A 26,864-nucleotide genomic window follows, 5' to 3' on the forward strand; every position below is an offset into this window, starting at 1 on the left:
AAAAGCCTTGAAAGACCTACTGAATTTGCTGAAAAACCAGGGTCAAGTCGAAGAGTTCGACGCAATCCGTATCGGACTTGCATCGCCTGAGATGATCCGCTCTTGGTCGTTTGGTGAAGTTAAAAAGCCGGAAACCATCAACTACCGTACGTTCAAGCCTGAGCGTGACGGTCTGTTCTGCGCCAAGATCTTTGGCCCGGTAAAAGATTACGAGTGCCTGTGCGGTAAGTACAAGCGCCTGAAGCACCGTGGTGTCATCTGCGAAAAATGCGGTGTTGAAGTAGCACTGGCCAAGGTTCGTCGCGAGCGCATGGCTCACATCGAGCTGGCTTCGCCGGTTGCTCACATCTGGTTCCTAAAATCGCTGCCGTCCCGTATCGGTTTGCTGATGGACATGACCCTGCGTGATATCGAACGTGTTCTCTACTTCGAGAGCTATGTCGTTATCGATCCAGGCATGACTACCCTTGAAAAAGGTCAGCTGCTGAACGACGAGCAATACTTCGAAGCCCTCGAAGAGTTCGGTGATGACTTCGACGCCCGCATGGGTGCCGAGGCTGTCCGCGAACTGCTGCACGCTATTGATCTGGAGCACGAAATTGGCCGTCTGCGTGAAGAAATTCCGCAAACCAATTCCGAAACCAAAATCAAGAAGCTGTCCAAGCGTCTGAAATTGATGGAAGCCTTCCAGGGTTCCGGCAACCTCCCTGAGTGGATGGTGCTGACCGTTCTGCCGGTTCTACCGCCAGATCTGCGTCCTCTGGTTCCGCTTGACGGTGGCCGTTTCGCGACGTCCGACCTCAACGATCTGTATCGTCGAGTGATCAACCGTAACAACCGTCTGAAGCGTCTGCTGGATCTGTCTGCTCCCGACATCATCGTGCGCAACGAAAAGCGCATGCTGCAGGAAGCGGTCGATGCGCTGCTCGACAACGGTCGTCGCGGTCGTGCGATCACGGGTTCGAACAAGCGTCCTCTGAAGTCCCTGGCTGACATGATCAAGGGTAAGCAGGGTCGTTTCCGTCAGAACTTGCTCGGTAAGCGCGTTGACTACTCGGGCCGTTCGGTAATTACCGTAGGTCCGACCCTGCGTCTGCACCAGTGCGGTCTGCCGAAAAAAATGGCTCTCGAGCTGTTCAAGCCGTTCATCTTCGGCAAGCTGGAAATGCGTGGCCTGGCCACGACTATCAAAGCTGCCAAGAAGATGGTCGAGCGCGAGCTGCCAGAGGTCTGGGACGTTCTTGCTGAAGTAATTCGCGAACACCCGGTGCTTCTGAACCGCGCGCCAACGCTTCACCGTCTGGGCATCCAGGCGTTTGAACCAGTACTGATCGAAGGTAAGGCTATTCAGCTGCACCCGCTGGTCTGTGCTGCGTACAACGCCGACTTCGACGGCGACCAGATGGCCGTTCACGTACCTTTGACGCTGGAAGCCCAGCTCGAAGCGCGTGCACTGATGATGTCGACCAACAACATTCTGTCGCCAGCCAACGGTGAGCCAATCATCGTTCCTTCGCAGGACGTTGTACTGGGTCTGTATTACATGACTCGTGAAGCGATCAACGCCAAGGGCGAAGGTCGTGTGTTTGCGGACCTGCAGGAAGTCGACCGCGTATTCCGCGCCGGCGAAGCGGCTCTGCATGCCAAGGTCAAGGTTCGTATCCACGAAACGGTCAACGACCGTGACGGTGGCAGCGTCAAGAACACCCGTATCGTCGACACCACTGTCGGCCGTGCGCTGCTGTTCCAGGTGGTTCCGGCCGGCCTGTCCTACGACGTCGTCAACCAGCCTATGAAGAAGAAGGCGATCTCCAAGCTGATCAACCAGTGCTACCGCGTGGTTGGTTTGAAAGAGACCGTGATCTTCGCTGACCAGTTGATGTACACCGGTTTTGCCTACTCGACCATTTCGGGTGTTTCCATCGGCGTTAACGACTTCGTTATCCCGGATGAAAAAGCTCGCATCATCGACGCGGCCACCGAAGAAGTTAAAGAGATCGAAAGTCAGTACGCCTCCGGCCTGGTAACCCAGGGCGAGAAGTACAACAAGGTGATCGACCTCTGGTCCAAGGCCAACGACGAAGTGTCCAAGGCAATGATGTCGAACCTCTCGAAAGAGAAGGTCATCGATCGTCATGGCGTCGAAGTTGACCAGGAATCCTTCAACTCGATGTACATGATGGCTGACTCCGGTGCGCGTGGTTCTGCTGCCCAGATTCGTCAGTTGGCTGGTATGCGTGGTCTGATGGCCAAGCCTGACGGCTCCATCATCGAAACGCCGATTACTGCGAACTTCCGTGAAGGTTTGAGCGTACTTCAGTACTTCATCTCCACTCACGGTGCTCGTAAGGGTCTTGCGGATACCGCACTGAAAACCGCTAACTCCGGTTATCTGACTCGCCGTCTGGTAGACGTTGCTCAGGATCTGGTCGTTACCGAGGTGGATTGCGGTACCGAGCACGGTCTGCTGATGACTCCGCACATTGAAGGCGGTGACGTTGTAGAGCCGCTGGGTGAGCGCGTACTGGGTCGGGTTATCGCCCGTGACGTGTTCAAGCCGGGCACAGAAGACGTCATCGTTCCTGCTGGTACACTGGTAGACGAGAAGTGGGTCGAGTTCATCGAGCTGAACAGCATCGACGAAGTGATCGTTCGCTCGCCAATCAGCTGTGAAACGCGCTACGGCATCTGTGCCAAGTGCTACGGTCGCGACCTGGCTCGCGGTCACCAGGTTAACATCGGTGAAGCTGTCGGCGTAATCGCTGCACAGTCGATCGGTGAGCCGGGTACCCAGCTGACAATGCGTACGTTCCACATTGGTGGTGCGGCAAGCCGGACCTCGGCAGCCGACAGCGTTCAGGTGAAGAATGGCGGTACTGTCCGTCTTCACAACCTGAAGCACGTTGAGCGTGTTGACGGTCACCTGGTTGCGGTATCCCGCTCCGGTGAACTGGCCATCGCTGATGACTTCGGTCGCGAGCGTGAGCGTTACAAGCTGCCATACGGTGCAGTGATTTCGGTGAAGGAAGGCGACAAGGTCGACGCTGGTTCGATCGTGGCCAAGTGGGATCCGCACACTCACCCAATCGTTACCGAGATGAAAGGTACTGTTACCTACGTCGGCATGGAAGAAGGCATCACGATCAAGCGTCAGACAGACGAATTGACCGGTATGACCAACATTGAAGTGCTTGACGCCAAAGACCGTCCGGCTGCCGGCAAGGACATCCGTCCTGCTGTGAAGATGGTCGGTCTGGATGGCAAGGATCTGCTGTTGCCGGGTACTGACGTACCTGCTCAGTACTTCCTGCCGGCAAACGCCCTGGTCGGTGTGGCTGACGGTGCGCAGATCGCGATCGGTGATGTTATCGCACGTATTCCGCAGGAAACTTCGAAGACTCGTGACATCACCGGTGGTCTGCCGCGTGTTGCCGACCTGTTCGAAGCCCGTCGTCCGAAAGAGGCGTCGATCCTTGCAGAAGTCAGCGGTACCATCGCATTCGGTAAAGAGACCAAGGGCAAGCGCCGTCTGGTCATTACCCCGAACGACGGTAGCGATCCGTACGAAGAGCTGATTCCGAAGTGGCGTCACCTGAACGTCTTCGAAGGCGAACAAGTGAACCGCGGCGAAGTTATCTCCGACGGTCCTAGCGATCCACACGACATCCTGCGTCTGCTGGGTGTGAGTGCGCTGGCCAAGTACATCGTCAACGAGATTCAGGATGTATACCGCCTGCAAGGCGTGAAGATCAACGACAAGCACATCGAGACGATTCTGCGTCAGATGTTGCGCAAGGTTGAAATTGCCGAGTCTGGCGATTCCAGTTTCATCAAGGGCGACCAGATGGAATTGACTCACGTACTGGTAGAAAACGAGCGTCTGAGCACGGAAGACAAGTTTGTCTCCAAGTTCACTCGCGTGTTGCTGGGTATCACCAAGGCATCGCTGTCCACCGAGTCGTTCATCTCCGCGGCCTCCTTCCAGGAGACAACCCGCGTGCTGACCGAGGCGGCTGTGACTGGCAAGCGCGATTATCTGCGCGGCCTGAAGGAAAACGTGGTTGTGGGTCGTCTGATCCCGGCCGGTACCGGTCTGGCTTATCACAGCGAGCGCAAGCGTCGTCGTGAAATGGACAAACCGACCCGTGTCAGCGCGAGCGAAGTAGAAGCCGCTCTGACTGAAGCGTTGAACTCCAGCGGTAATTGAGACTAAAGCCTCGGCATTTTCATCTGGCAGACAGCACGTTTTCGTGTTGTTTGCCTCTTGAGGATGTCGGGGCTTTGTCTTGACTGGGGGCGGGATCCTCTTTAGACTCTTGTACCCCTAAATTTGGCGGGGCTTGTGCCCTGTCATTTGCTTTTCTTGTAAGACAATAGCGTCGCAAGACAACAGTGGAGCTAGTAGATGGCAACTATCAACCAGCTGGTACGTCAGCCGCGTAAGCGTATCGTCGAGAAATCCGACGTGCCTGCGCTGCAGAACTGCCCGCAACGTCGCGGTGTGTGCACTCGTGTGTATACCACCACGCCGAAAAAACCTAACTCGGCATTGCGTAAAGTCTGCCGTGTGCGCCTGACCAACGGTTTCGAGGTTTCCTCGTACATCGGTGGTGAAGGTCACAACCTGCAAGAGCACAGCGTGGTACTGATCCGTGGCGGTCGTGTAAAAGACTTGCCAGGTGTTCGTTATCACACCGTTCGTGGTTCTCTGGATACTTCCGGCGTTAAAGGCCGTAACCAGGGTCGCTCGAAATACGGTACCAAGAAGCCTAAATAGTTTTTGGCTTCTGTGTGAAATTGCAGATTTCTATTTTTCTGAGTCGATAAGAGTAAGGTCGGGCGCATCCCTTGCGGGATGGTGGTCCCGAGCTAACCTGAAGACCGTTTGAGGGCTTATCCATGCCAAGAAGACGCGTAGCAGCCAAGCGCGAAGTGCTTGACGATCCAAAATACGGCAGCCAGATCCTGGCCAAGTTCATGAACCACGTTATGGAAAGCGGCAAGAAAGCCGTTGCCGAGCGTATCGTTTATGGCGCGCTGGAAAAGGTTAAAGAACGCAAGAACAGCGACCCCCTGGAAATCTTCGAGAAAGCTCTCGACGCCATCGCTCCGCTGGTCGAAGTAAAGTCGCGCCGTGTAGGCGGTGCTACTTACCAGGTTCCTGTCGAAGTTCGTCCGTCCCGTCGTAATGCTCTGGCAATGCGTTGGCTGGTAGACTTCGCGCGCAAGCGCGGTGAGAAGTCAATGGCGCTGCGTTTGGCTGGCGAACTGCTGGACGCCGCCGAAGGTAAAGGTGCTGCGGTCAAGAAGCGTGAAGACGTGCACCGTATGGCTGAGGCCAACAAGGCTTTCTCGCACTACCGCTTCTAATTTCAGCGTCACTAATTTTGCGAGGGCTTTATGGCTCGTACTACTCCGATTGGCCGCTACCGTAACATTGGTATCGTTGCTCACGTGGATGCTGGTAAAACTACCACCACCGAGCGCGTCCTTTTTTACACCGGCAAAAGCCACAAAATGGGCGAGGTGCATGACGGCGCCGCGACCACGGACTGGATGGTTCAGGAGCAGGAGCGTGGTATTACCATTACTTCTGCTGCTATTACTGCCTTCTGGCAGGGTTCCGAGAAGCAACACAAAGACCAATACCGTTTCAACGTTATTGACACCCCGGGCCACGTTGACTTCACCATTGAAGTTGAGCGTTCCCTGCGTGTACTCGACGGCGCGGTCGTTGTGTTCTGTGGCACTTCCGGCGTAGAGCCGCAGTCCGAAACCGTATGGCGTCAGGCCAACAAGTACGGTGTTCCACGTATCGTTTACGTGAACAAGATGGACCGTGCTGGTGCAAACTTTCTGCGCGTAATCGCTCAGATCAAGCAGCGTCTGGGCCACACCCCGGTGCCGATCCAGTTGGCCATTGGTGCCGAAGACAACTTCCAGGGTCAGATCGATCTGATGTCCATGGAAGCTGTTTACTGGAACGATGCCGACAAGGGTATGGTTCCACGTCGTGAGCCTATCCCTGTTGAACTGCAGGAACTGGCTGACGAGTGGCGCAGCAACATGGTTGAGGCTGCTGCCGAAGCCAGCGAAGAGCTGATGAACAAATACCTCGAAGGTGAAGAGCTCACCAACGAGGAAATCAAGGCCGCTCTGCGTCAGCGTACTATCGCTGGTGAGATCGTTCTTGCTGTTTGCGGTTCTTCCTTCAAGAACAAGGGTGTTCCCCTGGTTCTCGACGCCGTGATCGACTACCTGCCGGCTCCGACCGACATTCCAGCTATCAAGGGTTCCGATCCTGATAACGAAGAAGTCCTGATGGAGCGTCATGCAGACGACAACGAGCCGTTCTCGGCTTTGGCGTTCAAGATCGCTACCGACCCATTCGTGGGTACCTTGACTTTCGTCCGCGTTTACTCGGGCGTGTTGGCATCCGGCGACGGCGTGATCAACTCGGTGAAAGGCAAGAAAGAGCGTGTGGGTCGTATGGTGCAAATGCACGCAAACGCCCGCGAAGAAATCAAGGAAGTTCGCGCTGGTGACATCGCGGCCTTGATCGGCATGAAGGACGTCACCACTGGTGAAACCTTGTGCAACGCTGACAAGCCAATCATCCTGGTTCGCATGGACTTCCCGGAGCCGGTTATTTCGGTTGCCGTTGAGCCAAAAACCAAGGATGACCAGGAAAAAATGGGTATCGCTCTGGGCAAACTTGCTCAGGAAGACCCTTCTTTCCGCGTCAAGACTGATGAAGAGACTGGTCAAACGATCATCTCTGGCATGGGCGAGCTGCACCTGGACATCCTGGTTGACCGGATGCGCCGTGAGTTCAACGTCGAAGCCAACATCGGCAAGCCTCAGGTTTCCTATCGTGAGCGCATCACGAAGAATTGTGAAATCGAAGGCAAGTTCGTTCGTCAATCCGGCGGTCGTGGCCAGTTCGGTCACTGCTGGATCCGTTTTGCACCTGCTGACGAAGGTCAGGAAGGTCTGCAATTCGTAAACGAAGTGGTAGGTGGTGTTGTTCCCAAGGAATACATCCCGGCTATCCAGAAGGGTATCGAAGAGCAGATGAAGAACGGCGTTGTTGCCGGCTATCCGCTGATCGGCCTGAAGGCTACCGTGTTTGATGGTTCCTACCATGACGTCGACTCGAACGAGATGGCGTTTAAGGTGGCTGCTTCCATGGCGACCAAGCAACTGGCCCAGAAGGGCGGTGGTGAGTTGCTTGAGCCGATCATGGCGGTAGAGGTTGTTACGCCTGAAGACTATATGGGTGACGTGATGGGCGACCTTAACCGTCGTCGCGGCATGATCCTGGGTATGGAAGATACGGTGTCCGGCAAAGTAATTCGTGCCGAGGTTCCGTTGGGTGAGATGTTCGGTTATGCGACCGACGTTCGCTCCATGTCCCAAGGTCGCGCAAGCTACTCTATGGAATTCAAAAAATACAATACAGCTCCGTCGCACATCGTCGAAACTGTAACCAAAAAACAAGGCTGATTCAGCGCCTTTAGGCTAGGAGTTATTTGTCGTGGCTAAAGAAAAATTTGATCGTTCCCTCCCGCACGTCAACGTTGGCACCATTGGTCACGTTGACCACGGTAAAACCACGCTGACCGCTGCTCTGACTCGCGTCTGCTCCGAAGTTTTCGGTTCGGCTCGTGTTGACTTCGACAAGATCGACAGCGCACCGGAAGAAAAAGCTCGTGGTATCACCATCAACACTGCGCACGTTGAATACAACTCGCTGACCCGTCACTACGCTCACGTTGACTGCCCAGGTCACGCTGACTACGTGAAGAACATGATCACCGGTGCTGCCCAGATGGACGGCGCTATCCTGGTTTGTTCGGCTGCTGATGGTCCGATGCCACAAACTCGTGAGCACATCCTGCTGTCCCGTCAGGTAGGCGTTCCGTACATCGTGGTCTTCCTGAACAAGGCTGACCTGGTAGACGACGCTGAGCTGCTGGAACTGGTTGAGATGGAAGTGCGCGATCTGCTGAGCACTTACGATTTCCCGGGCGACGACACTCCGATCATCATCGGTTCTGCTCGTATGGCTCTGGAAGGCAAAGACGACAACGAAATGGGCACCACTGCCGTTCGTAAACTGGTTGAAACACTGGACAGCTACATCCCAGAGCCAGTTCGTCTGACCGACAAGCCATTCCTGATGCCAATCGAAGACGTGTTCTCGATCTCCGGTCGCGGTACTGTTGTGACTGGTCGTGTTGAGCGCGGTATCGTCAAGGTTCAGGATCCACTGGAAATCGTTGGTCTGCGTGACACTACCGTCACCACCTGCACCGGTGTTGAAATGTTCCGCAAACTGCTCGACGAAGGTCGTGCTGGCGAGAACTGCGGCGTTCTGCTGCGTGGTACCAAGCGTGACGACGTTGAGCGTGGCCAGGTTCTGGTCAAGCCAGGCACCGTCAAGCCGCACACTCAGTTCGAAGCTGAAATCTACGTTCTGAGCAAAGAAGAAGGCGGTCGTCACACTCCGTTCTTCAAAGGCTACCGTCCACAGTTCTACTTCCGTACTACCGACGTAACTGGTAGCTGCGAACTGCCGGAAGGCGTAGAAATGGTTATGCCAGGTGATAACGTTAAAGTTTCCGTTACCCTGATCAAGCCAATCGCAATGGAAGACGGTCTGCGTTTCGCAATCCGTGAAGGCGGTCGTACCGTCGGCGCTGGCGTCGTGGCCAAAATCATCGCGTAAGCGTTGATTCCCAAAAAGAGCCCCCGCAACGCGGGGGCTTTTTTATTGGGTTGACACCTAGTGAGGTCGTCTATAGAATTGCGCCTCCTTTTAACGGGCGTATTGCGCTCGGTGGGAACAGCAATCTGGAGTCTGAATCCAATGCAAAACCAGCAAATCCGTATCAGGTTGAAGGCTTTTGACCATCGCCTGATCGACCAATCAACCCAGGAAATCGTGGAAACCGCGAAACGTACTGGTGCACAGGTGCGTGGTCCGATTCCACTGCCGACTCGTAAAGAGCGGTTCACCGTTCTGGTTTCTCCGCACGTCAACAAAGACGCGCGCGACCAGTATGAGATCCGTACTCACAAGCGTGTTCTGGACATTGTTCAGCCAACGGAAAAAACCGTTGATGCGCTTATGAAGCTTGATCTTGCGGCCGGTGTGGAAGTTCAGATCAGCCTCGGCTAAGACTTGGGTCTTAGTCGTGTAACGCTCTGAAATGGGCGGCCATAGCGGGTGAAAGCCCCGTACACTCATGAGGTTTACAACATGACTATTGGTGTAGTCGGTCGTAAATGCGGTATGACCCGTATTTTCACCGAAGAAGGTGTCTCCATTCCGGTCACGGTCATTGAGATCGAGCCGAATCGCGTCACTCAGTTCAAAACCGAAGAAACCGATGGCTATCGTGCAGTGCAAGTCACTGTCGGCGAGCGTCGTGCTTCGCGTGTTACAGCCGCTCAGGCTGGCCACTTCGCTAAGGCGAACGTTGCCGCCGGTCGTACCGTCATGGAATTCCGTCTTGAAGAAGGCGACTACCAGGCTGGCGATCAGATCAACGCTGAAATCTTCGCCGCTGGTCAACTGGTTGATGTAACCGGTCAGTCCAAGGGTAAAGGCTTCCAGGGTACGATCAAGCGTTGGAATTTCCGTGGTCAAGACAATACCCACGGTAACTCCGTCTCCCACCGCGTCCCAGGCTCTATCGGCCAGTGCCAGACTCCTGGTCGTGTATTCAAGGGCAAAAAAATGTCCGGTCATATGGGCGCTGAGCGCGTGACCGTGCAGTCCCTGGAAGTAGTGCGCGTGGACGCTGAACGCAATCTGTTGTTGGTCAAGGGTGCTGTTCCTGGCGCTACTGGCGGCAACCTGGTTGTACGTCCGGCAGCCAAGGCTCGCGGTTAAGGGGAAGCTGACATGCAATTAAATGTAAATGACGCTCAGGCAATCGAAGTTTCCGAACTGACATTTGGCGGCGAATTCAACGAGACGCTGGTTCACCAGGCAGTCGTGGCCTACATGGCTGGCGGTCGTCAGGGCAGCAAGCAGCAAAAGACCCGTTCCGACGTTCGTGGTGGCGGTAAGCGCCCTTGGCGTCAGAAAGGTACTGGCCGTGCTCGTGCCGGTACTATCCGTAGCCCAATCTGGCGTGGCGGCGGTACCACTTTCGCAGCTCGTCCTCAGGATCACACTCAGAAGCTCAACAAGAAGATGTATCGCGCTGCTTTGCGCTCCATCCTTGCTGAACTGGTTCGTACTGATCGTCTGGTCGTGGTTCAGGACTTCGCTGTTGAAGCACCGAAAACCAAAGATCTGCTTAACAAGCTGACTGGCATGGGCCTGACTGACGTCCTGATCGTGTCTGACGCTGTTGACCAGAATCTGTACCTGGCTGCTCGTAACCTGCCACACGTTGATGTACGTGATGTTCAAGGTTCCGATCCAGTTAGTCTGATCGCATACGACAAGGTGTTGATCACCGTGTCGGCCGTGAAGAAATTCGAGGAGCTGCTGGGATGAACCAGGAACGCGTATTTAAAGTTCTGCTTGGTCCGCACGTTTCCGAAAAGGCTACGGTTCTTGCAGACAAAAAAGGTCAGTTCGTTTTCAAGGTTGCTACTGACGCAACCAAGCTGGAAATCAAGAAGGCCGTCGAAAGCCTGTTCAGCGTGAAAGTAGAGCGTGTTACTACCCTGAACGTTCTGGGTAAGAGCAAGCGCACTGCTCGCGGTCTGGGCAAGCGTAATGACTGGAAGAAGGCAGTTATCTCCCTTCAGCCAGGCCAAGATCTCGATTTCAGCAGCAGTGCTGAGTAAGGAAGGGGTGCATCATGGCAATCGTTAAATGCAAACCGACTTCCCCTGGCCGCCGTTTTGTGGTCAAGGTGGTCAACCAGGAGCTGCATAAAGGCGCTCCTCACGCACCGCTGCTCGAGAAAAAATCGAAGTCTGGTGGTCGTAACAACAATGGTCGTATTACTACCCGTCATATCGGTGGTGGCCATAAGCAGCATTATCGTCTGGTCGACTTCCGTCGCAACGACAAGGATGGCATCGCTGCCACCGTCGAGCGTATCGAATACGATCCAAACCGTACTGCTCACATTGCTCTGCTGCTTTACGCAGACGGCGAGCGCCGCTACATCATCGCCCCTAAAGGCGTGAGTGCTGGCGACCAGCTGATTGCAGGTGCTCTGGCACCAATCAAGCCGGGCAACGCTCTTCAACTGCGCAACATTCCAGTTGGTAGCACCGTACACGGCATCGAACTGAAGCCAGGTAAAGGCGCACAGATCGCTCGTTCCGCTGGTGCCTCGGCACAGCTGATCGCTCGTGAAGGTGTGTACGTAACCCTGCGTCTTCGCTCCGGTGAAATGCGTAAAGTACTGTCTGAGTGCCGTGCAACGCTGGGCGAAGTCTCGAACTCCGAGCACAGCCTTCGTTCGCTGGGTAAAGCGGGTGCCAAACGCTGGCGTGGCGTTCGCCCAACCGTTCGTGGTGTTGCCATGAACCCGGTTGACCACCCACATGGTGGTGGTGAAGGTCGTACCTCTGGTGGTCGTCATCCGGTATCGCTGTGGGGCTTCCCGACTAAGGGCGCGAAGACTCGTGGTAATAAGCGTACCGACAAAATGATCGTCCGTCGTCGCAAGTAAATAGAGGGATACGACAGTGCCACGTTCTCTGAAAAAAGGTCCTTTTATTGATCTTCACCTACTGAAGAAGATCGAAGTGGCGGCGGAAAAGAACGATCGCAAACCAGTTAAAACCTGGTCGCGTCGTTCGATGATCCTGCCACAAATGGTCGGTCTGACCATTGCAGTGCATAACGGTCGTCAACATGTTCCAGTTCTCGTGAACGAAGACATGGTCGGCCATAAACTAGGCGAGTTTGCCGGTACCCGCACATATCGTGGGCACGTGGCAGACAAGAAAGCCAAGCGTTAAGGGGTAAGGAACGATGGAAGTAGCCGCTAAGTTGTCGGGCGCTCGAATCTCCGCCCAGAAAGCCCGCTTGGTCGCCGACCAGATCCGCGGGAAGAAGGTGGGCGAAGCGCTCAACCTGTTGGCTTTCAGCAGTAAGAAAGCCGCCGAGATCCTGAAGAAAGTGCTGGAGTCGGCTGTAGCCAACGCCGAGCATAACGAAGGCGCAGACGTTGATGACCTTAAGGTCTCCACCGTTTTCGTCAACGAAGGGCGTTCGCTGAAGCGCATCATGCCACGTGCTAAAGGCCGTGCTGATCGCATCGTCAAGCGGTCTTGCCATATCACTGTCAAGGTTGCTGACAAGTAACGGAGTCGAAGAGATGGGTCAGAAAGTACATCCCATTGGCATTCGCCTGGGAATCGTCAAGGAGCACACCTCCGTCTGGTACGCAGACGGTCGGACTTATGCGGACTATTTGTTCGCTGATCTGAAAGTGCGTGAGTACCTCCAAGACAAATTAAAAAGCGCGTCCGTCAGCCGTATCGATATCCATCGTCCGGCTCAGACAGCACGTATCACCATCCACACCGCTCGTCCAGGTATCGTTATCGGGAAGAAAGGTGAAGATGTTGAGAAACTGCGTCAGGACCTGACCAAGCAAATGGGTGTGCCTGTGCACATCAATATCGAAGAGATCCGTAAGCCGGAGCTCGACGGTATGCTGGTTGCGCAGAGCGTAGCTCAGCAGCTGGAGCGTCGTGTAATGTTCCGTCGCGCTATGAAGCGCGCTGTTCAGAACGCCATGCGCATTGGTGCCAAAGGCATCAAAATCCAAGTGAGCGGTCGTCTCGGCGGTGCTGAAATCGCACGTACTGAATGGTATCGCGAAGGTCGTGTGCCACTGCACACCCTGCGTGCCGACATCGACTATGCCAACTACGAAGCTCACACCACTTACGGTGTGATCGGTGTAAAGGTTTGGATCTTCAAAGGCGAAGTAATTGGTGGTCGCCAAGAAGAACTGAAACCACAAGCACCAGCGCCTCGTAAAAAAGCTGCTAAGTAAGGGGTACGCCAAATGTTGCAACCAAAGCGTACGAAGTTCCGCAAGCAGATGACCGGCCACAACCGTGGTCTGGCACTGCGCGGTAGCAAAGTCAGCTTCGGCGAGTTCGCGCTGAAGTCTGTTGCTCGTGGTCGTCTCACCGCTCGTCAGATCGAGTCAGCGCGTCGTGCTCTGACCCGTCACGTTAAACGTGGCGGCAAGATCTGGATCCGTGTGTTCCCGGACAAGCCTGTTACCAAAAAGCCACTCGAAGTTCGGATGGGTAAAGGTAAGGGTAACGTGGAGTACTGGGTTGCCCAGATTCAGCCAGGCAAAGTCCTGTATGAAATCGAGGGTGTTACTGAAGAGCTGGCGCGTGAGGCTTTCGCCCTGGCTGCTGCAAAGCTGCCGCTCGCCACCTCCTTTGTTAAGCGGACGGTGATGTGATGAAAGCGAATGAACTTCGTGAAAAATCAGCACAGCAGTTGAACGAGCAACTGCTCGGCCTGCTGCGCGACCAGTTCAATCTGCGTATGCAGAAAGCAACTGGCCAGTTGGGGCAGTCTCATCTGCTCTCGCAAGTTAAGCGTGACATCGCTCGCGTGAAAACTGTGCTCAACCAGCAGGCAGGTAAGTAATCATGGCTGAAGCCGAAAAAACTGTCCGTACGCTGACTGGCCGTGTTGTCAGCGACAAGATGGACAAGACCATCACCGTTCTGATCGAGCGTCGCGTAAAGCACCCGATCTACGGTAAATACGTTAAGCGTTCGACTAAGCTGCACGCGCACGACGAAACCAACCAATGCCATATCGGCGACAAGGTCACGATTCGTGAAACTCGTCCGGTAGCCAAGACCAAGTCTTGGGCGTTGGTTGATATCCTCGAACGCGCTGTGGAAGTCTAAGGGCTAGGGGTCGGAGAAATTATATGATTCAGACTCAATCCATGCTCGATGTGGCCGATAACAGCGGCGCACGCCGCGTTATGTGCATCAAGGTGCTGGGTGGCTCCCATCGTCGTTACGCTGGTATCGGTGACATCATCAAAGTGACCGTCAAGGAAGCAATTCCGCGCGGTAAGGTGAAAAAAGGCCAGGTGATGACTGCAGTTGTAGTCCGCACTCGCCACGGTGTTCGTCGTGCAGACGGCTCCATCATCCGCTTTGACGGCAACGCTGCTGTTCTGTTGAACAACAAGCAAGAGCCGATCGGTACCCGTATCTTTGGGCCAGTGACCCGTGAACTTCGTACTGAGAAGTTCATGAAGATCGTCTCGCTCGCCCCTGAAGTGCTTTAAGGAGATCCGACATGCAAAAGATTCGTCGTGACGACGAGATCATCGTGATCGCCGGCAAAGACAAAGGTAAGCGCGGTAAGGTGCTCAAGGTTCTCGCTGACGACCGTCTGGTCGTTGGTGGGATCAACCTGGTGAAGCGTCATACCAAGCCAAACCCGATGTCGGGCGTACAGGGCGGTATCGTCGAGAAAGAAGCGCCACTGCACGCTTCCAACGTCGCCATTTTCAACGGCGCAACCAACAAGGCTGACCGCGTTGGTTTCAAAGTTGAAGACGGCAAGAAAATTCGTGTCTTCAAGTCGACCCAAAAAGCGGTTGATGCTTGAACACTGCTAGGTAGAAGACCATGGCACGACTAAAAGAGATTTACCGGAAGGAAATCGCTCCGAAACTTAAGGAAGAACTTAAGCTTTCGAACGTGATGGAAGTTCCGCGCGTTACCAAAATCACCCTGAACATGGGTCTGGGCGAAGCGATCGGCGACAAAAAAGTCATCGAGCACGCTGTTGCTGACCTGGAAAAGATCACCGGTCAAAAAGTCGTTGTGACTTACGCTCGGAAATCCATCGCTGGCTTTAAAGTCCGCGAAGGTTGGCCGATCGGCGTCAAAGTGACTCTGCGCCGCGATCGTATGTATGAATTCCTGGATCGTCTGCTGTCGATCTCCCTGCCTCGGGTTCGCGACTTCCGCGGCCTGAATGCCAAGTCCTTCGATGGTCGTGGTAACTACAGCATGGGCGTGAAAGAGCAGATCATTTTCCCGGAAATCGACTACGACAAGATCGATGCTCTCCGCGGTCTGGACATTACCCTGACCACCACTGCCAAGAACGATGACGAAGGCCGCGCATTGCTGCGTGCTTTCAAATTCCCGTTCCGCAACTGATTGGAGTAGGAAAATGGCCAAGAAGAGCATGAAAAACCGTGAGCTGAAGCGTCAGCTTACCGTTGCCAAGTACGCCAAGAAGCGTGCAGAGCTGAAAGCTATCATCGTTGATCTGAACGCAAGTCCAGAAGCACGTTGGGAAGCGACCGTAGCCCTGCAGAAGCAACCACGTGACGCAAGCGCTGCGCGCATGCGTAACCGTTGCCGCATCACTGGTCGTCCACACGGCGTCTACCGCAAGTTCGGCCTCGGCCGTAACAAGCTGCGTGAAGCAGCAATGCGTGGCGACGTTCCAGGTCTGGTTAAAGCCAGCTGGTAAGGCGCACCTCTCGCGCCCTCCCGCCGGCTACGCAAGTCACCGGTCGGGATGGTGCCTGAATTTGAATCAAGCCCCTTTTGGGGCTTGATTCATTTCCGGGGTAGGACTAGAATTGTCGGCTCGCCTGAGCCCGTGTTTTTACTTGCCCGGAAGTTCTCGGCGATCAAGCTGTAGCCGCAAGGCTAATTATTTTGTTTTAGGAGCGTCTAGCCCATGAGTATGCAGGACCCGTTAGCGGACATGCTAACTCGTATCCGTAATGCCCAGATGGCTGAAAAGCCCGTCGTAAGCATGCCATCTTCCACGTTGAAGGTTGCTGTAGCAAAAGTCCTGAAGGACGAAGGCTACATTGCGGGTTATCAGATCAGCAGCGAAGTTAAATCCTCGCTGTCCATCGAGCTTAAGTACTTCGAAGGCCGTCCGGTCATCGAAGAGGTTAAGCGCGTCAGCCGCCCAGGCTTGCGTCAGTACAAGTCCTCCGATGATCTGCCGAAAGTTCGTGGCGGTCTTGGTGTGTCTATCGTCTCCACCAGTAAAGGTGTGATGACGGATCGTGCTGCGCGCGCTGCCGGTGTCGGTGGCGAAGTGCTTTGCACTGTGTTCTAAGGGGGGATAAGCATGTCACGCGTCGCTAAGAACCCCGTTAAGCTGCCATCCGGCGTCGAAGTCAAACTCGTCGGCCAGCTGCTTTCGGTGAAGGGTGCCAAGGGCACTCTAGAACTGAACATCCATTCGTCCGTTGAGATTGTTGAAGAAGCTGGTGAGCTGCGTTTCGCTGCTCGCAATGGCGATCAACAAACCCGCGCAATGGCAGGCACCACTCGTGCACTGGTAAACAACATGGTCCAAGGCGTGAGCCAAGGCTTCGAGCGCAAGCTCCAGCTGGTCGGTGTTGGTTACAAGGCGCAAGCAAAAGGCACGGTACTGAACCTTGCACTTGGCTTCTCGCACCCAGTGGACTACGAATTGCCGAATGGCATCACCGCTGAGACCCCCAGCCAGACCGATATCCTGATTCGCGGTATCGATAAGCAGTTGGTTGGTCAAGTGGCCGCTGAGATCCGCGACTTCCGCCGTCCTGAGCCTTACAAAGGCAAAGGTGTGCGTTACGCAGACGAAGTCGTCCGCCGTAAAGAAGCCAAGAAGAAGTAGGGCATAGCAAATGACCGTCAAAAAAGTTACCCGACTGCGTCGCGCTCGCAAAGCACGCCTGAAAATGCACGAGCTAGAAGTCGTGCGTCTCTGCGTGCACCGCTCTTCGCAGCACATTTATGCCCAGGTCATCTCGGCCGACGGCAGCAAAGTCCTGGCAAGCGCCTCGACTTTGGACAAAGAACTGCGTGATGGCGCCACTGGCAACATCGACGCGGCCACTAAGGTTGGCAAGCTGGTCGCCGAGCGCGCGAAAGCCGCGGGTGTATCGCAAGTCGCTTTCGACCGTTCTGGCTTCAAGTACCACGGCCGTGTCAAAGCGCTGGCTGATGCTGCTCGTGAAGGCGGGCTGGAGTTCTAAGTTATGTCAAATCACGACCAAAAACGCGACGAAGGCTACATCGAGAAGCTGGTTCAAGTTAACCGCGTGGCCAAAACCGTAAAAGGCGGCCGTATCTTCACTTTCACTGCGTTGACCGTAGTGGGTGATGGTAAAGGGCGCGTTGGCTTCGGCCGTGGCAAGTCACGTGAAGTGCCTGCTGCGATCCAGAAGGCGATGGAAGCTGCTCGTCGCAACATGATTCAGGTTGATCTGAACGGCACTACCCTGCAGTACGCAATGAAGTCTGCTCATGGCGCCTCGAAGGTGTACATGCAGCCTGCTTCTGAAGGTACCGGTATCATCGCTGGCGGCGCTATGCGCGCAGTGCTGGAAGTTGCTGGTGTCCAGAACGTATTGGCCAAGTGCTACGGTTCGACTAACCCGGTAAACGTGGTTCACGCCACTTTCAAGGGTTTGAAGGGCATGCAGTCTCCTGAGTCCATCGCTGCCAAACGTGGCAAGCGTGTTGAGGAGATCATCTGATCATGGCTACCGTTAAAGTAACGCTGATCAAAAGCATGACCGGCCGCATCCCTAATCACAGATTGTGCATTAAGGGTTTGGGTCTGCGTCGCATCGGTCACACTGTAGAAGTCCTGGATACTCCCGAAAATCGCGGGATGATCAACAAGGCTTACTACATGCTGCGAGTCGAGGGTTAATCGATGAAACTCAATGATCTGAGTCCAGCGCCGGGTTCCCGTCGCGAAAAGCATCGTCCGGGCCGTGGTATCGGTAGCGGTTTGGGCAAGACCGGTGGCCGTGGCCACAAAGGTCAAAGCTCCCGCTCCGGTGGCACTATTGCTCCGGGCTTTGAGGGCGGCCAACAGCCGCTGCATCGTCGCCTGCCAAAATTCGGTTTCGTTTCCCTGAAAGCCATGGACCGCGCAGAAGTGCGTCTGTCCGAGCTGGCTAAAGTGGAAGGCGACATCGTAACTGTGCAGTCCCTGAAAGATGCCAACGTGATTAACCAGAACGTTCAGCGTGTGAAAATCATGCTGTCGGGCGAAGTTACTCGCGCTGTCACTATCAAGGGTATCGCCGCCACCAAAGGTGCGCGTGCGGCTATCGAAGCAGCTGGCGGCAAGTTCGAGGAATAAATGGCTAAGCAAGGTGCTCTCTCTGCGCTCGGCAAAGGCGGTATGTCTGAACTCTGGGCTCGTCTGCGTTTTCTGTTCCTGGCGATTATCGTCTACCGAATAGGCGCACACATCCCGGTTCCAGGTATTAACCCTGACCGACTCGCAGAACTGTTTCGACAGAATGAGGGGACCATTCTTAGCTTGTTCAACATGTTTTCCGGTGGCGCGCTGGAACGGATGAGCATCTTTGCGCTGGGGATCATGCCGTACATTTCGGCATCGATCATCATGCAGTTGATGACCGCCGTCAGCCCGCAACTGGAGCAGTTGAAGAAGGAAGGTGAAGCTGGCCGTCGCAAGATAAGCCAGTACACCCGCTATGGCACCGTTGTCCTGGCTCTTGTTCAAGCTATCGGCATGTCCGTTGGTCTGGCGAGTCAGGGCGTCGCGTTTTCTGGGGACCTGGGTTTCCACTTTGTGGCCGTAACTACCTTCGTGGCAGGTGCGATGTTCATGATGTGGCTGGGCGAGCAGATTACCGAGCGCGGTGTCGGCAACGGTATCTCGATGTTGATCTTCGCAGGTATCGTCGCTGGTCTTCCGAGAGCAATTGGGCAGTCTTTCGAGTCTGCGCGTCAGGGTGATATCAACATCTTCGCTCTGGTCGCTATCGGTTTGCTGGCGGTAGCGATCATCGGTTTCGTGGTGTTTATTGAGCGTGGTCAGCGTCGTATCGCTGTTCACTACGCCAAGCGTCAGCAGGGCCGCAAGGTCTTCGCTGCACAGACAAGCCACTTGCCGCTGAAAGTGAACATGGCTGGCGTTATTCCAGCCATTTTCGCGAGCAGCATTTTGCTGTTTCCGGCTTCGTTGGGGTCCTGGTTTGGTCAGTCTGAAGGTCTGGGCTGGTTGCAGGACATCTCGCAGTCGATCGCTCCTGGTCAGCCGTTGAATATTCTGCTGTTTAGTGCAGGGATTATTTTCTTCTGCTTCTTCTATACGGCGTTGATGTTCAATCCGAAAGACGTAGCGGAAAACCTGAAGAAGTCCGGTGCCTTTATTCCGGGTATTCGTCCAGGCGAGCAGTCGGCGCGCTATATTGATGGCGTTTTGACTCGCTTGACCATGTTCGGTGCTCTATATATGACGGCCGTGTGTCTGCTTCCCCAGTTTCTGGTGGTTGCGGCAAACGTACCGTTCTACCTTGGCGGGACCTCGTTGCTGATCGTGGTCGTGGTTGTGATGGACTTTATGTCGCAAGTGCAATCTCACCTCGTTTCGCACCAGTATGAATCCCTGATGAAGAAAGCCAACCTGAAGGGCTACGGTGGCAGCGGCGGTATGCTGCGCTGAAGCACCCCTAAGGTTCGAGGAGTTGGTGATGAAAGTTCGTGCATCGGTGAAAAAGCTGTGCCGTAACTGCAAGATTATTCGCCGCGAAGGTGTGGTTCGAGTAATTTGCAGCGCGGAACCACGTCATAAGCAGCGCCAAGGCTGATTGTGATTTGTGCTTAAGCCCAGCAGCTAGTGCGCTGCTGGGTTGATTATTTGTTACTACAGCGATATTATCTCGCGCCCTATTTCTTGGCTTCCGGGGCGTAGGTAGCTGTCAATTGGAGTCCCACTGAATGGCCCGTATTGCAGGCGTTAACATTCCAGATAACAAGCATACTGTTATCTCGCTGACCTACATCTATGGTGTTGGTCGCACCACTGCACAGAAAATTTGTGCAACCACCGGTGTAAACCCGGCGGTGAAAATCAAAGATCTGAGCGACGAGCAGATTGAACAGCTGCGTGGCGAAGTGGCGAAGTTCACCACTGAAGGTGACCTGCGTCGCGAAATCAACATGAAAATCAAGCGCTTGATGGACCTGGGCTGCTACCGCGGTCTGCGTCATCGTCGTGGTCTTCCAGTACGCGGTCAGCGTACCAAGACCAACGCGCGTACTCGCAAAGGTCCGCGTAAGCCGATCCGCAAGTAATCGCACCAGCGCAACGACAGGAATTTAGTCATGGCAAAACCTGCTGCTCGTCCTCGTAAAAAAGTTAAAAAGACAGTGGTTGATGGCATCGCCCACATCCACGCGTCGTTTAACAACACAATCGTCACCATTACCGATCGTCAAGGTAACGCTCTTTCGTGGGCTACCTCCGGCGGTTCGGGTTTCCGTGGTTCGCGCAAGTCCACCCCGTTCGCTGCTCAAGTAGCTGCTGAGCGTGCTGGTCAAGCTGCGCTGGAGTACGGTCTGAAGAACCTCGACGTCAATGTCAAGGGTCCAGGCCCAGGTCGTGAATCCGCTGTCCGTGCATTGAACGGCTGTGGCTATAAGATCGCCAGCATCACCGACGTGACGCCAATCCCGCACAACGGGTGCCGTCCGCCGAAGAAGCGCCGCGTGTAATCCAGGAGACTGTAAGAAATGGCTCGTTACATTGGTCCAAAATGCAAACTTGCTCGTCGTGAAGGCACCGATCTCTTTCTGAAGAGCGGCGTTCGCGCTATCGAATCCAAGTGCAACATCGAAGCAGCTCCAGGTATCCACGGCCAACGCCGCGGTCGCCAGTCCGATTACGGTACTCAGCTGCGTGAAAAGCAAAAAGTCCGTCGTATCTACGGCGTTCTCGAGCGTCAGTTCAGCGGCTACTACAAAGAAGCCGCCGGCAAGAAAGGTGCAACAGGCGAGAACCTGCTGCAACTGCTCGAATGCCGTCTGGACAACGTTGTATACCGCATGGGCTTCGGCTCGACGCGTGCCGAATCCCGTCAATTGGTTTCGCACAAGTCGGTCAGCGTAAACGGCAAAACCGTTAACGTTCCTTCTTATCAGGTTCGTGCTGGCGACGTTGTTGCTATCCGCGAAAAAGCTAAGAATCAGCTGCGTATTGTCCAGGCTCTCGATCTGTGTGCCCAACGTGGCCGCGTAGAATGGGTAGAAGTAGACACTGAGAAGAAATCGGGCGTTTTCAAGAACGTTCCAGCTCGCAGTGATCTATCCGCCGACATCAACGAAAGCCTGATTGTCGAGCTCTACTCCAAGTAAGGGCTAGAAAATAGGTGCATCCATGCAGATTTCGGTAAATGAGTTCCTGACACCCCGCCATATTGATGTGCAGGTTGTCAGTCCAACCCGCGCCAAGATCACTCTCGAGCCTCTCGAGCGTGGTTTCGGCCATACCCTGGGCAACGCGCTTCGCCGCATTTTGTTGTCCTCCATGCCCGGCTGTGCAGTAGTCGAGGCCGAGATTGACGGTGTACTCCATGAGTACAGCGCCATCGAAGGTGTACAGGAAGACGTCATTGAAATCCTGTTGAACCTTAAAGGTCTGGCTATCAAGCTGCACGGTCGAGACGAAGTTACGCTGACCTTGTCGAAGAAGGGTTCGGGGGTGGTTACCGCTGCCGATATTCAGCTGGATCATGATGTCGAGATCGTTAACCCCGATCACGTAATCGCTAACCTGGCGTCTAACGGCGTCTTGAACATGAAGCTCACCGTAGCTCGTGGTCGTGGTTATGAGCCGGCAGACTCGCGTCAAAGCGATGAAGACGAAAGCCGCAGCATTGGTCGCTTGCAGCTTGATTCTTCGTTCAGCCCGGTTCGCCGTATCGCATACGTGGTGGAAAACGCCCGTGTCGAGCAGCGTACTAACCTGGACAAGCTGGTTATTGATCTGGAAACCAACGGTACTCTGGACCCTGAAGAGGCTATCCGTCGCGCTGCAACCATCCTGCAACAGCAGCTGGCTGCGTTCGTGGACCTCAAAGGCGACAGCGAACCAGTGGTAATCGAACAGGAAGACGAGATCGATCCGATCCTGCTTCGTCCGGTTGACGATTTGGAACTGACCGTGCGTTCGGCCAACTGCCTTAAGGCGGAGAACATCTACTACATCGGCGATCTGATTCAGCGCACCGAAGTAGAGCTGTTGAAGACTCCGAACCTGGGCAAGAAATCCTTGACCGAGATCAAGGACGTTCTGGCTTCTCGTGGTCTCTCCCTCGGCATGCGCCTCGACAACTGGCCGCCGGCAAGTCTTAAGAAGGACGACAAGGCTACGGCCTGATCGTCGTAATCACCGAACGCGAGTTTGGTAAGGAATGAACCATGCGTCATCGTAAAAGTGGACGTCACCTGAGCCGTACCAGCTCTCACCGTAAAGCCATGTTTCAAAACATGGCGGTGTCGCTGTTCGAGCACGAGCTGATCAAAACTACCCTGCCGAAAGCCAAGGAACTGCGTCGCGTTGCCGAGCCGCTGATCACCCTGGCCAAGGAAGACAGCGTTGCTAACCGTCGTCTGGCTTTCGACCGTACTCGTTCGAAAGAAATCGTCGGCAAGCTGTTCAACGATCTGGGCAAGCGCTATGCAACCCGTCAGGGCGGCTACCTGCGTATCCTCAAGTGCGGTTTCCGCGCTGGCGACAACGCGCCAATGGCGTACGTCGAGTTGGTTGATCGTCCTGTCGGTGGCTCTGTAGAAGCCGCTGAATAAGACATCAGTTTGAACAAGAGACCGGGCCTTGCGCCCGGTTTTTTGTTGTCTGGGATTAAAAAAACCTATCGATAGTCATGGCTTAATGAATTCGATGCTGCAATAGTTTTCCACAATACTTCCTCTCAAGCCAATTAACCGGCTATACACGCCAGAGGAAGACTTACATGAGCCAGAAGACCCTTACGACCGCCAGCGGTGCACCAGTCGCCGACAACCAGAACTCCCGCTCGGCAGGCCCACGTGGTCCTTTACTGCTCGACGATTTCCACCTGATCGAAAAGCTTGCTCACTTCAACCGTGAGAATATTCCGGAACGTCGTGTACACGCCAAAGGATCGGGTGCTCATGGCACATTCACCGTTACCCGTGATATCAGCCAATACAGCAGCGCCAAGCTGTTCGATACGATCGGCAAGCAGACCCCGATTTTTCTACGTTTCTCCACTGTAGGTGGTGAGCGTGGCTCGGCGGATACCGAATGTGACCCGCGCGGCTTTGCAATCAAGTTTTACACCGAGGAAGGTAACTGGGACATCGTGGGTAACAACACGCCAGTGTTCTTTATCCGTGACCCGCTGAAATTTCCTGACTTCATCCACACGCAGAAACGTCTTCCGCAAACCAACCTGAAAAGTCCGCAAATGATGTGGGATTTCTGGTCGCACTCGCCTGAGGCGCTGCACCAGGTCACTATTCTGTTCTCGGACCGAGGCATCCCGGACGGCTATCGTCACATGCATGTCAACGCCAACTAAAAAGTGACCCCCTTCCGTGCTAAATCGCCAACTTAGTTTTGACCCCCCTCGGGTTCATATTTTCGAGCCGGTTCGGCCCGAGACGATTTGATTCCTGCTTTGCGCTTGTCCTTGAGTCGATAGCTTTCACCTGTCATCTGCACGATATGGGCATGATGTAACAGCCTGTCCAGCATGGCCGCTGTCAGTGTTTGATCATCCGCAAAGGTTCCGGCCCACTGGGTAAACGGCAAGTTACTCGTGAGGATCAGGCTGCCTTGCTCGTAGCGCTTGGCGACAACATTGAAGAACAGGTTGGCTTCATCACGACCAAACGGCAGGTAACCGATTTCATCGATGACCAACAACCCGGGGGCCATCACCACACGACTGAAGTATTCCTTGAGCCGTTCCTGGCGGTGCGCAGCGGTCAGTTGCAGCATCAAGTCAGCCGCAGTGACGAAGCGGGTTTTGATACCGGCCATCACTGCCCGGTAGGCCAGGGCGATGGCCAGGTGGCTCTTGCCTACACCACTAGGCCCCAGGAACACGATGTTCTCGGTACGCCCAACAAAACTCAATGCTGCCAGCTCCTGGAGCTGTGCCCGGGGGACGCCGGTGGCAAACGCGAAGTCGTATTGCTCCAGCGTTTTCACGGCGGGCAGCGCGGCAGTTTTCAGCAGGGCCTGTCGAGAGCGTTCACTTCGGGCATCGGTCTCGGCAGCCAGCAGCTTTTCGAGGAAGTCGGCAAAGCTGTCTTCGCCGCTTGCTGCTTGTTGGGCAAGGTGCGGCCAGTCCACCCCGACGCGCTCAAGCTTTAGCCCCTTGCATAGTTCTGTCAGGCGAGCATGTTGAAGGTTCATGCTCTCACCTCCAGCAGTTGCTCATAAACCGACAGCGGATGCTGCAAGCTCTCGTACGGCAGGACCCGCCCCAGGCGTAGGCCTTGGGCGGGTTGTGGGCGCAGGCTCTGTGTTGGCAGTGGTAATAGTACCTGCTGCTCTTCGGCCAGACGTACCGCTGGTTGAACACCCGTCGTGCCGTGAATCCGCTGATGAGCGACTTCGTCGAGCCATTGGCCGATATGTGCGTTGGCCGTCACCACATCCAGCGTCAGACCCGCACTCTTGAGCGTAGCGGCCAACGGGGTAATGAAACTGCCCTTCAGATACCCGTTGAAGCGCTCAACCTTGCCCTTGGTCTGGGCACGGTAAGGGCGGCAGACCTTGGGAATAAAACCAAACTCATCGGCCAGCGCAGCCAATCGGGGATGCCAACGGTGCAGGCCCTCCCCAAAAGCGTCTCGCTCGGTGATGATGGTTCCGGCGTTATCAAACAATGCCTGCTCGGGCACGCCGCCAAAGTAAGCGAACGCCTCCCGAAGCCCTGTCAGCCAGGCTTCGCTGTCCTCTCGCTCGGAGAAACGGACAAAGCTTGCTCGACTAAAACCAAGTGTCGCCACGAACGCCTTAAGCGGCTGACGGCCTCGTCGAATGGTGGTGAAGTCCACCTGCATCTGCTTGCCGGGCAGAGTTTCGAAACGTACCACCGGCTCTTCTGCCTTACGTTTGAAGGGGCGAATATAAGCCTTCAGACGACTGACGCCGCCGCTGTACCCCAATGCCGTGATCTCACGCAGCAGGACGGTCGCCGGAATCCAGTGCGGGCGCGCTGCCTCAATACGCTCATGCAGGTAGTCCTTGAAGGGGTCGATTTTGCACGGACGTGCGGGTCTCACCTTGTCACTGGGTAGCGACCGGGCCTTTCGCAGGTACTTGCGCACGGTGTTACGCGAAATACCCAGCTCACGGGCGATGAATTTGATGCCATGGCCCTGACGGGCCAATACTTTAATTTCCACAGACTGCTCCTGGGTCAACATATTGGCAGCTCAAAGCCGCCAGTTTTACCCAGGGGGGTCAATTCTAGGTTGGCGTTAGGGGGTCATTTTTACAGTGGCGGTGACACATGCACGGCTTTGGTAGCCATACGTACAGCCTGATCAGCGCTGCAGGTGAGCGTCATTGGGTGAAGTGGCACTACAAGACCCGGCAGGGCATCAAGAACCTCACGCCAGCCGAGGCTGCGCGCATTGCGGGCACTGATCCCGATTACGCCCAGCGCGACCTGTTCACTGCTATCGAGAGGGGCGACTTCCCCAAGTGGCAGGTTTGCATTCAACTGATGAGCGAAGCCCAGGCTGCGAACCACCACGAGAACCCGTTCGACGTGACCAAGACCTGGTCGCAGAAAGAATATCCGCTGATTGAAGTCGGTGAACTGGAGCTGAACCGTAACCCGCTCAACTACTTTGCCGAGGTTGAGCAAGCAGCGTTTGGTCCCAGCAACATGGTGCCCGGTGTTGGTTTGTCGCCGGACCGCATGTTGCAAGGACGCGTGTTTGCGTACGCTGATGCACATCGTTATCGCGTAGGTACCAATCACCAGCAATTGCCGATCAATGCACCGAGGAACCCAGTGCATAGCTACCAGCGCGACGGGTCGATGGCCTTCGGTACCAATGGCGGGGCGGCTCCGAACTATGAGCCAAACAGCTATTCGGATGCACCGAAAGAAGATCCACGCTATGCAGAGCCTATGCTGACTTTGAGCGGTGCCGCAGTTCGTCATGATCATCGCGTGGACGGCGATTACTACAGTCAGACGGGCAAGTTGTTCAACCTGATGAGCGCTGATCAAAAAGCGCTGCTGATCAGTAACATTGCCGGCGCGATGGGTGGTGTTTCCAGTGACATCGTGCAGCGTCAGTTGCAGCATTTCTACAAGGCTGACCCGGCCTACGGGGAAGGCATTGCCAACGCTCTGGGTATAAAACTGGGCTGAGTCGAAGTGAGAAACAGAACCGCCCTCATTTGGGCGGTTTTTCGCTTCTTAACGGCGTAATTTCGCCACTTTTCGTCGGTTTATTGCGTTTTTCTCAGTGACCTTGCGCGGCGCTTGGTTCAAACTATCGGCTTTGAAGCAGGAGTCTGGTGCGATGCAAGGCCACCCCGAAGTAATCGATTATCTCAACACGTTGCTCACGGGCGAACTGGCGGCTCGTGACCAATATTTCGTTCACTCGCGCATGTACGAAGACTGGGGCTTTTCGAAGCTCTATGAGCGTATCAACCACGAGATGGAAGAAGAGGCACAACACGCTGATGCGCTGATGCGTCGTATCCTGATGCTTGAAGGCACGCCACGCATGCGTCCGGATGACTTGGATGTCGGCACCACAGTGCCTGAGATGCTCGCCAGCGATCTGCGTCTGGAATACAAGGTTCGTGCTGCGCTGTGCAAGGGCATCGAGCTTTGTGAGCTGCACGGTGACTACGTGACCCGTGAAATCCTGCGTGTGCAACTGGCCGATACGGAAGAAGACCACACTTATTGGCTTGAACAGCAGATGGGCTTGATCAAGTCCATTGGCCTGCAGAACTACCTGCAATCGCAGTTCTGATTCGATAGCCATAAAAAAGCTCCTGCACTTACGTGACAGGAGCTTTTTTGTACCTGGGTCTGACCGAAGCCAGACCCGTT

At 55.0% G+C, this 26,864-nt stretch carries 36 protein-coding genes and 2 pseudogenes; 36 read left to right on the plus strand and 2 right to left on the minus strand.

What is annotated here, in order from left to right; translation table 11 throughout:
- The first annotated feature begins 7 nt into the window (after nt 1-7).
- The 34 genes and pseudogenes from rpoC to AC4ANK_RS04665 all read left to right on the plus strand — a co-directional run.
- Nucleotides 8-4,207, plus strand: a complete 4,200-nt coding sequence (gene rpoC, locus AC4ANK_RS04500; RefSeq protein WP_002555495.1) for a DNA-directed RNA polymerase subunit beta' — start codon at nt 8-10, stop codon at nt 4,205-4,207.
- Nucleotides 4,208-4,405: 198 nt separating this feature from the next.
- The gene (gene rpsL / locus AC4ANK_RS04505) at nt 4,406-4,777 is read left to right on the plus strand and encodes a 30S ribosomal protein S12 (RefSeq protein WP_002555494.1); all 372 of its coding nucleotides are present in this window, start codon (nt 4,406-4,408) and stop codon (nt 4,775-4,777) included.
- Between the two features lie 122 nt (nt 4,778-4,899).
- Nucleotides 4,900-5,370, plus strand: coding sequence for a 30S ribosomal protein S7 (gene rpsG / locus AC4ANK_RS04510; protein WP_002555493.1), 471 nt, complete (start codon nt 4,900-4,902; stop codon nt 5,368-5,370).
- A 30-nt stretch (nt 5,371-5,400) separates the two neighbouring features.
- Nucleotides 5,401-7,506 (plus strand): elongation factor G, encoded by a 2,106-nt coding sequence (fusA, locus tag AC4ANK_RS04515; RefSeq protein WP_031596243.1) that lies wholly within the window; start codon nt 5,401-5,403, stop codon nt 7,504-7,506.
- Nucleotides 7,507-7,537: 31 nt separating this feature from the next.
- Nucleotides 7,538-8,731, plus strand: a complete 1,194-nt coding sequence (tuf, locus tag AC4ANK_RS04520) for an elongation factor Tu (RefSeq protein ID WP_004658287.1) — start codon at nt 7,538-7,540, stop codon at nt 8,729-8,731.
- Nucleotides 8,732-8,872: 141 nt separating this feature from the next.
- On the plus strand, nt 8,873-9,184 hold the full coding sequence (gene rpsJ, locus AC4ANK_RS04525; protein ID WP_002555491.1) for a 30S ribosomal protein S10: 312 nt from the start codon (nt 8,873-8,875) through the stop codon (nt 9,182-9,184).
- Nucleotides 9,185-9,265: 81 nt separating this feature from the next.
- Nucleotides 9,266-9,901, plus strand: coding sequence for a 50S ribosomal protein L3 (gene rplC / locus AC4ANK_RS04530; RefSeq protein WP_002555490.1), 636 nt, complete (start codon nt 9,266-9,268; stop codon nt 9,899-9,901).
- A gap of 12 nt (nt 9,902-9,913) precedes the next feature.
- Nucleotides 9,914-10,516: a 50S ribosomal protein L4 gene (gene rplD, locus AC4ANK_RS04535; protein WP_002555489.1), complete on the plus strand. Its 603-nt coding sequence runs from the start codon at nt 9,914-9,916 to the stop codon at nt 10,514-10,516.
- Complete coding sequence (gene rplW / locus AC4ANK_RS04540; RefSeq protein WP_002555488.1) at nt 10,513-10,812, plus strand: 50S ribosomal protein L23; 300 nt, start codon at nt 10,513-10,515, stop codon at nt 10,810-10,812. The genes rplD and rplW overlap by 4 nt, the downstream gene beginning before the upstream one ends.
- Nucleotides 10,813-10,826: 14 nt before the next feature.
- Nucleotides 10,827-11,651 carry a 50S ribosomal protein L2 gene (gene rplB / locus AC4ANK_RS04545; protein WP_002555487.1) on the plus strand — a complete coding sequence of 275 codons (825 nt, stop codon included), beginning with the start codon at nt 10,827-10,829 and terminating at the stop codon, nt 11,649-11,651.
- A 16-nt stretch (nt 11,652-11,667) separates the two neighbouring features.
- Nucleotides 11,668-11,943: a 30S ribosomal protein S19 gene (rpsS, locus tag AC4ANK_RS04550; RefSeq protein WP_002555486.1), complete on the plus strand. Its 276-nt coding sequence runs from the start codon at nt 11,668-11,670 to the stop codon at nt 11,941-11,943.
- Nucleotides 11,944-11,956: 13 nt separating this feature from the next.
- On the plus strand, nt 11,957-12,289 hold the full coding sequence (gene rplV, locus AC4ANK_RS04555) for a 50S ribosomal protein L22 (protein ID WP_002555485.1): 333 nt from the start codon (nt 11,957-11,959) through the stop codon (nt 12,287-12,289).
- 13 nt (nt 12,290-12,302) lie between these two features.
- Complete coding sequence (gene rpsC, locus AC4ANK_RS04560) at nt 12,303-12,989, plus strand: 30S ribosomal protein S3 (RefSeq protein WP_003176422.1); 687 nt, start codon at nt 12,303-12,305, stop codon at nt 12,987-12,989.
- 12 nt (nt 12,990-13,001) lie between these two features.
- Nucleotides 13,002-13,415, plus strand: a complete 414-nt coding sequence (gene rplP / locus AC4ANK_RS04565) for a 50S ribosomal protein L16 (protein ID WP_002555482.1) — start codon at nt 13,002-13,004, stop codon at nt 13,413-13,415.
- Nucleotides 13,415-13,606, plus strand: coding sequence for a 50S ribosomal protein L29 (gene rpmC / locus AC4ANK_RS04570; RefSeq protein WP_002555481.1), 192 nt, complete (start codon nt 13,415-13,417; stop codon nt 13,604-13,606). Before rplP ends, rpmC begins: the two co-directional genes overlap by 1 nt.
- A 2-nt stretch (nt 13,607-13,608) precedes the next feature.
- Complete coding sequence (rpsQ, locus tag AC4ANK_RS04575; RefSeq protein WP_002555480.1) at nt 13,609-13,875, plus strand: 30S ribosomal protein S17; 267 nt, start codon at nt 13,609-13,611, stop codon at nt 13,873-13,875.
- A 23-nt stretch (nt 13,876-13,898) separates the two neighbouring features.
- Nucleotides 13,899-14,267: a 50S ribosomal protein L14 gene (gene rplN / locus AC4ANK_RS04580; protein ID WP_002555479.1), complete on the plus strand. Its 369-nt coding sequence runs from the start codon at nt 13,899-13,901 to the stop codon at nt 14,265-14,267.
- Between the two features lie 11 nt (nt 14,268-14,278).
- A complete protein-coding gene (gene rplX / locus AC4ANK_RS04585) occupies nt 14,279-14,593 on the plus strand; it encodes a 50S ribosomal protein L24 (protein ID WP_002555478.1) in 315 nt (104 codons plus the stop codon).
- Between the two features lie 20 nt (nt 14,594-14,613).
- The gene (gene rplE / locus AC4ANK_RS04590) at nt 14,614-15,153 is read left to right on the plus strand and encodes a 50S ribosomal protein L5 (RefSeq protein WP_002555477.1); all 540 of its coding nucleotides are present in this window, start codon (nt 14,614-14,616) and stop codon (nt 15,151-15,153) included.
- A 13-nt stretch (nt 15,154-15,166) separates the two neighbouring features.
- Nucleotides 15,167-15,472, plus strand: a complete 306-nt coding sequence (rpsN, locus tag AC4ANK_RS04595) for a 30S ribosomal protein S14 (RefSeq protein ID WP_002555476.1) — start codon at nt 15,167-15,169, stop codon at nt 15,470-15,472.
- Nucleotides 15,473-15,685: 213 nt separating this feature from the next.
- A complete protein-coding gene (gene rpsH, locus AC4ANK_RS04600) occupies nt 15,686-16,078 on the plus strand; it encodes a 30S ribosomal protein S8 (protein ID WP_002555475.1) in 393 nt (130 codons plus the stop codon).
- A 12-nt stretch (nt 16,079-16,090) separates the two neighbouring features.
- On the plus strand, nt 16,091-16,624 hold the full coding sequence (gene rplF, locus AC4ANK_RS04605) for a 50S ribosomal protein L6 (RefSeq protein ID WP_002555474.1): 534 nt from the start codon (nt 16,091-16,093) through the stop codon (nt 16,622-16,624).
- Nucleotides 16,625-16,634: 10 nt separating this feature from the next.
- Complete coding sequence (rplR, locus tag AC4ANK_RS04610; RefSeq protein WP_002555473.1) at nt 16,635-16,985, plus strand: 50S ribosomal protein L18; 351 nt, start codon at nt 16,635-16,637, stop codon at nt 16,983-16,985.
- Nucleotides 16,986-16,988: 3 nt separating this feature from the next.
- Nucleotides 16,989-17,489, plus strand: a complete 501-nt coding sequence (gene rpsE / locus AC4ANK_RS04615; RefSeq protein ID WP_003317099.1) for a 30S ribosomal protein S5 — start codon at nt 16,989-16,991, stop codon at nt 17,487-17,489.
- Between the two features lie 2 nt (nt 17,490-17,491).
- Nucleotides 17,492-17,668: a 50S ribosomal protein L30 gene (gene rpmD, locus AC4ANK_RS04620; RefSeq protein WP_002555471.1), complete on the plus strand. Its 177-nt coding sequence runs from the start codon at nt 17,492-17,494 to the stop codon at nt 17,666-17,668.
- Nucleotides 17,669-17,671: 3 nt separating this feature from the next.
- A complete protein-coding gene (gene rplO, locus AC4ANK_RS04625; protein WP_002555470.1) occupies nt 17,672-18,106 on the plus strand; it encodes a 50S ribosomal protein L15 in 435 nt (144 codons plus the stop codon).
- On the plus strand, nt 18,107-19,441 hold the full coding sequence (gene secY, locus AC4ANK_RS04630; protein WP_002555469.1) for a preprotein translocase subunit SecY: 1,335 nt from the start codon (nt 18,107-18,109) through the stop codon (nt 19,439-19,441).
- Nucleotides 19,442-19,469: 28 nt separating this feature from the next.
- Nucleotides 19,470-19,586 carry a 50S ribosomal protein L36 gene (rpmJ, locus tag AC4ANK_RS04635; RefSeq protein ID WP_002555468.1) on the plus strand — a complete coding sequence of 39 codons (117 nt, stop codon included), beginning with the start codon at nt 19,470-19,472 and terminating at the stop codon, nt 19,584-19,586.
- Nucleotides 19,587-19,716: 130 nt separating this feature from the next.
- Nucleotides 19,717-20,073 (plus strand): 30S ribosomal protein S13, encoded by a 357-nt coding sequence (rpsM, locus tag AC4ANK_RS04640; protein ID WP_002555467.1) that lies wholly within the window; start codon nt 19,717-19,719, stop codon nt 20,071-20,073.
- Nucleotides 20,074-20,103: 30 nt separating this feature from the next.
- Nucleotides 20,104-20,493 (plus strand): 30S ribosomal protein S11, encoded by a 390-nt coding sequence (rpsK, locus tag AC4ANK_RS04645; RefSeq protein WP_002555466.1) that lies wholly within the window; start codon nt 20,104-20,106, stop codon nt 20,491-20,493.
- 18 nt (nt 20,494-20,511) lie between these two features.
- A complete protein-coding gene (rpsD, locus tag AC4ANK_RS04650; RefSeq protein ID WP_002555465.1) occupies nt 20,512-21,132 on the plus strand; it encodes a 30S ribosomal protein S4 in 621 nt (206 codons plus the stop codon).
- A gap of 22 nt (nt 21,133-21,154) precedes the next feature.
- Entirely contained in the window at nt 21,155-22,156 is a 1,002-nt protein-coding gene (locus AC4ANK_RS04655) for a DNA-directed RNA polymerase subunit alpha (RefSeq protein ID WP_002555464.1), read from the plus strand.
- Between the two features lie 41 nt (nt 22,157-22,197).
- Complete coding sequence (gene rplQ / locus AC4ANK_RS04660; RefSeq protein ID WP_002555463.1) at nt 22,198-22,584, plus strand: 50S ribosomal protein L17; 387 nt, start codon at nt 22,198-22,200, stop codon at nt 22,582-22,584.
- Between the two features lie 167 nt (nt 22,585-22,751).
- Nucleotides 22,752-23,327, plus strand: a pseudogene (locus tag AC4ANK_RS04665) (catalase); the annotation flags it as partial.
- 47 nt (nt 23,328-23,374) lie between these two features.
- Here the strand turns inward: AC4ANK_RS04665 and istB are convergent.
- Nucleotides 23,375-24,184 carry an IS21-like element ISPsy4 family helper ATPase IstB gene (istB, locus tag AC4ANK_RS04670; RefSeq protein WP_460383172.1) on the minus strand — a complete coding sequence of 270 codons (810 nt, stop codon included), beginning with the start codon at nt 24,182-24,184 and terminating at the stop codon, nt 23,375-23,377.
- On the minus strand, nt 24,181-25,203 hold the full coding sequence (gene istA / locus AC4ANK_RS04675; protein ID WP_460383174.1) for an IS21-like element ISPsy4 family transposase: 1,023 nt from the start codon (nt 25,201-25,203) through the stop codon (nt 24,181-24,183). Before istA ends, istB begins: the two co-directional genes overlap by 4 nt.
- Nucleotides 25,204-25,286: 83 nt before the next feature.
- Between istA and AC4ANK_RS04680 the strand changes: the two are divergent.
- Nucleotides 25,287-26,165, plus strand: a pseudogene (locus AC4ANK_RS04680) (catalase); the annotation flags it as partial.
- Between the two features lie 154 nt (nt 26,166-26,319).
- The gene (gene bfr / locus AC4ANK_RS04685) at nt 26,320-26,784 is read left to right on the plus strand and encodes a bacterioferritin (RefSeq protein WP_002555461.1); all 465 of its coding nucleotides are present in this window, start codon (nt 26,320-26,322) and stop codon (nt 26,782-26,784) included.
- The last annotated feature ends 80 nt before the right edge of the window (nt 26,785-26,864 follow it).

The sequence above is a fragment of the Pseudomonas sp. Pmew2 genome (assembly GCF_058129885.1).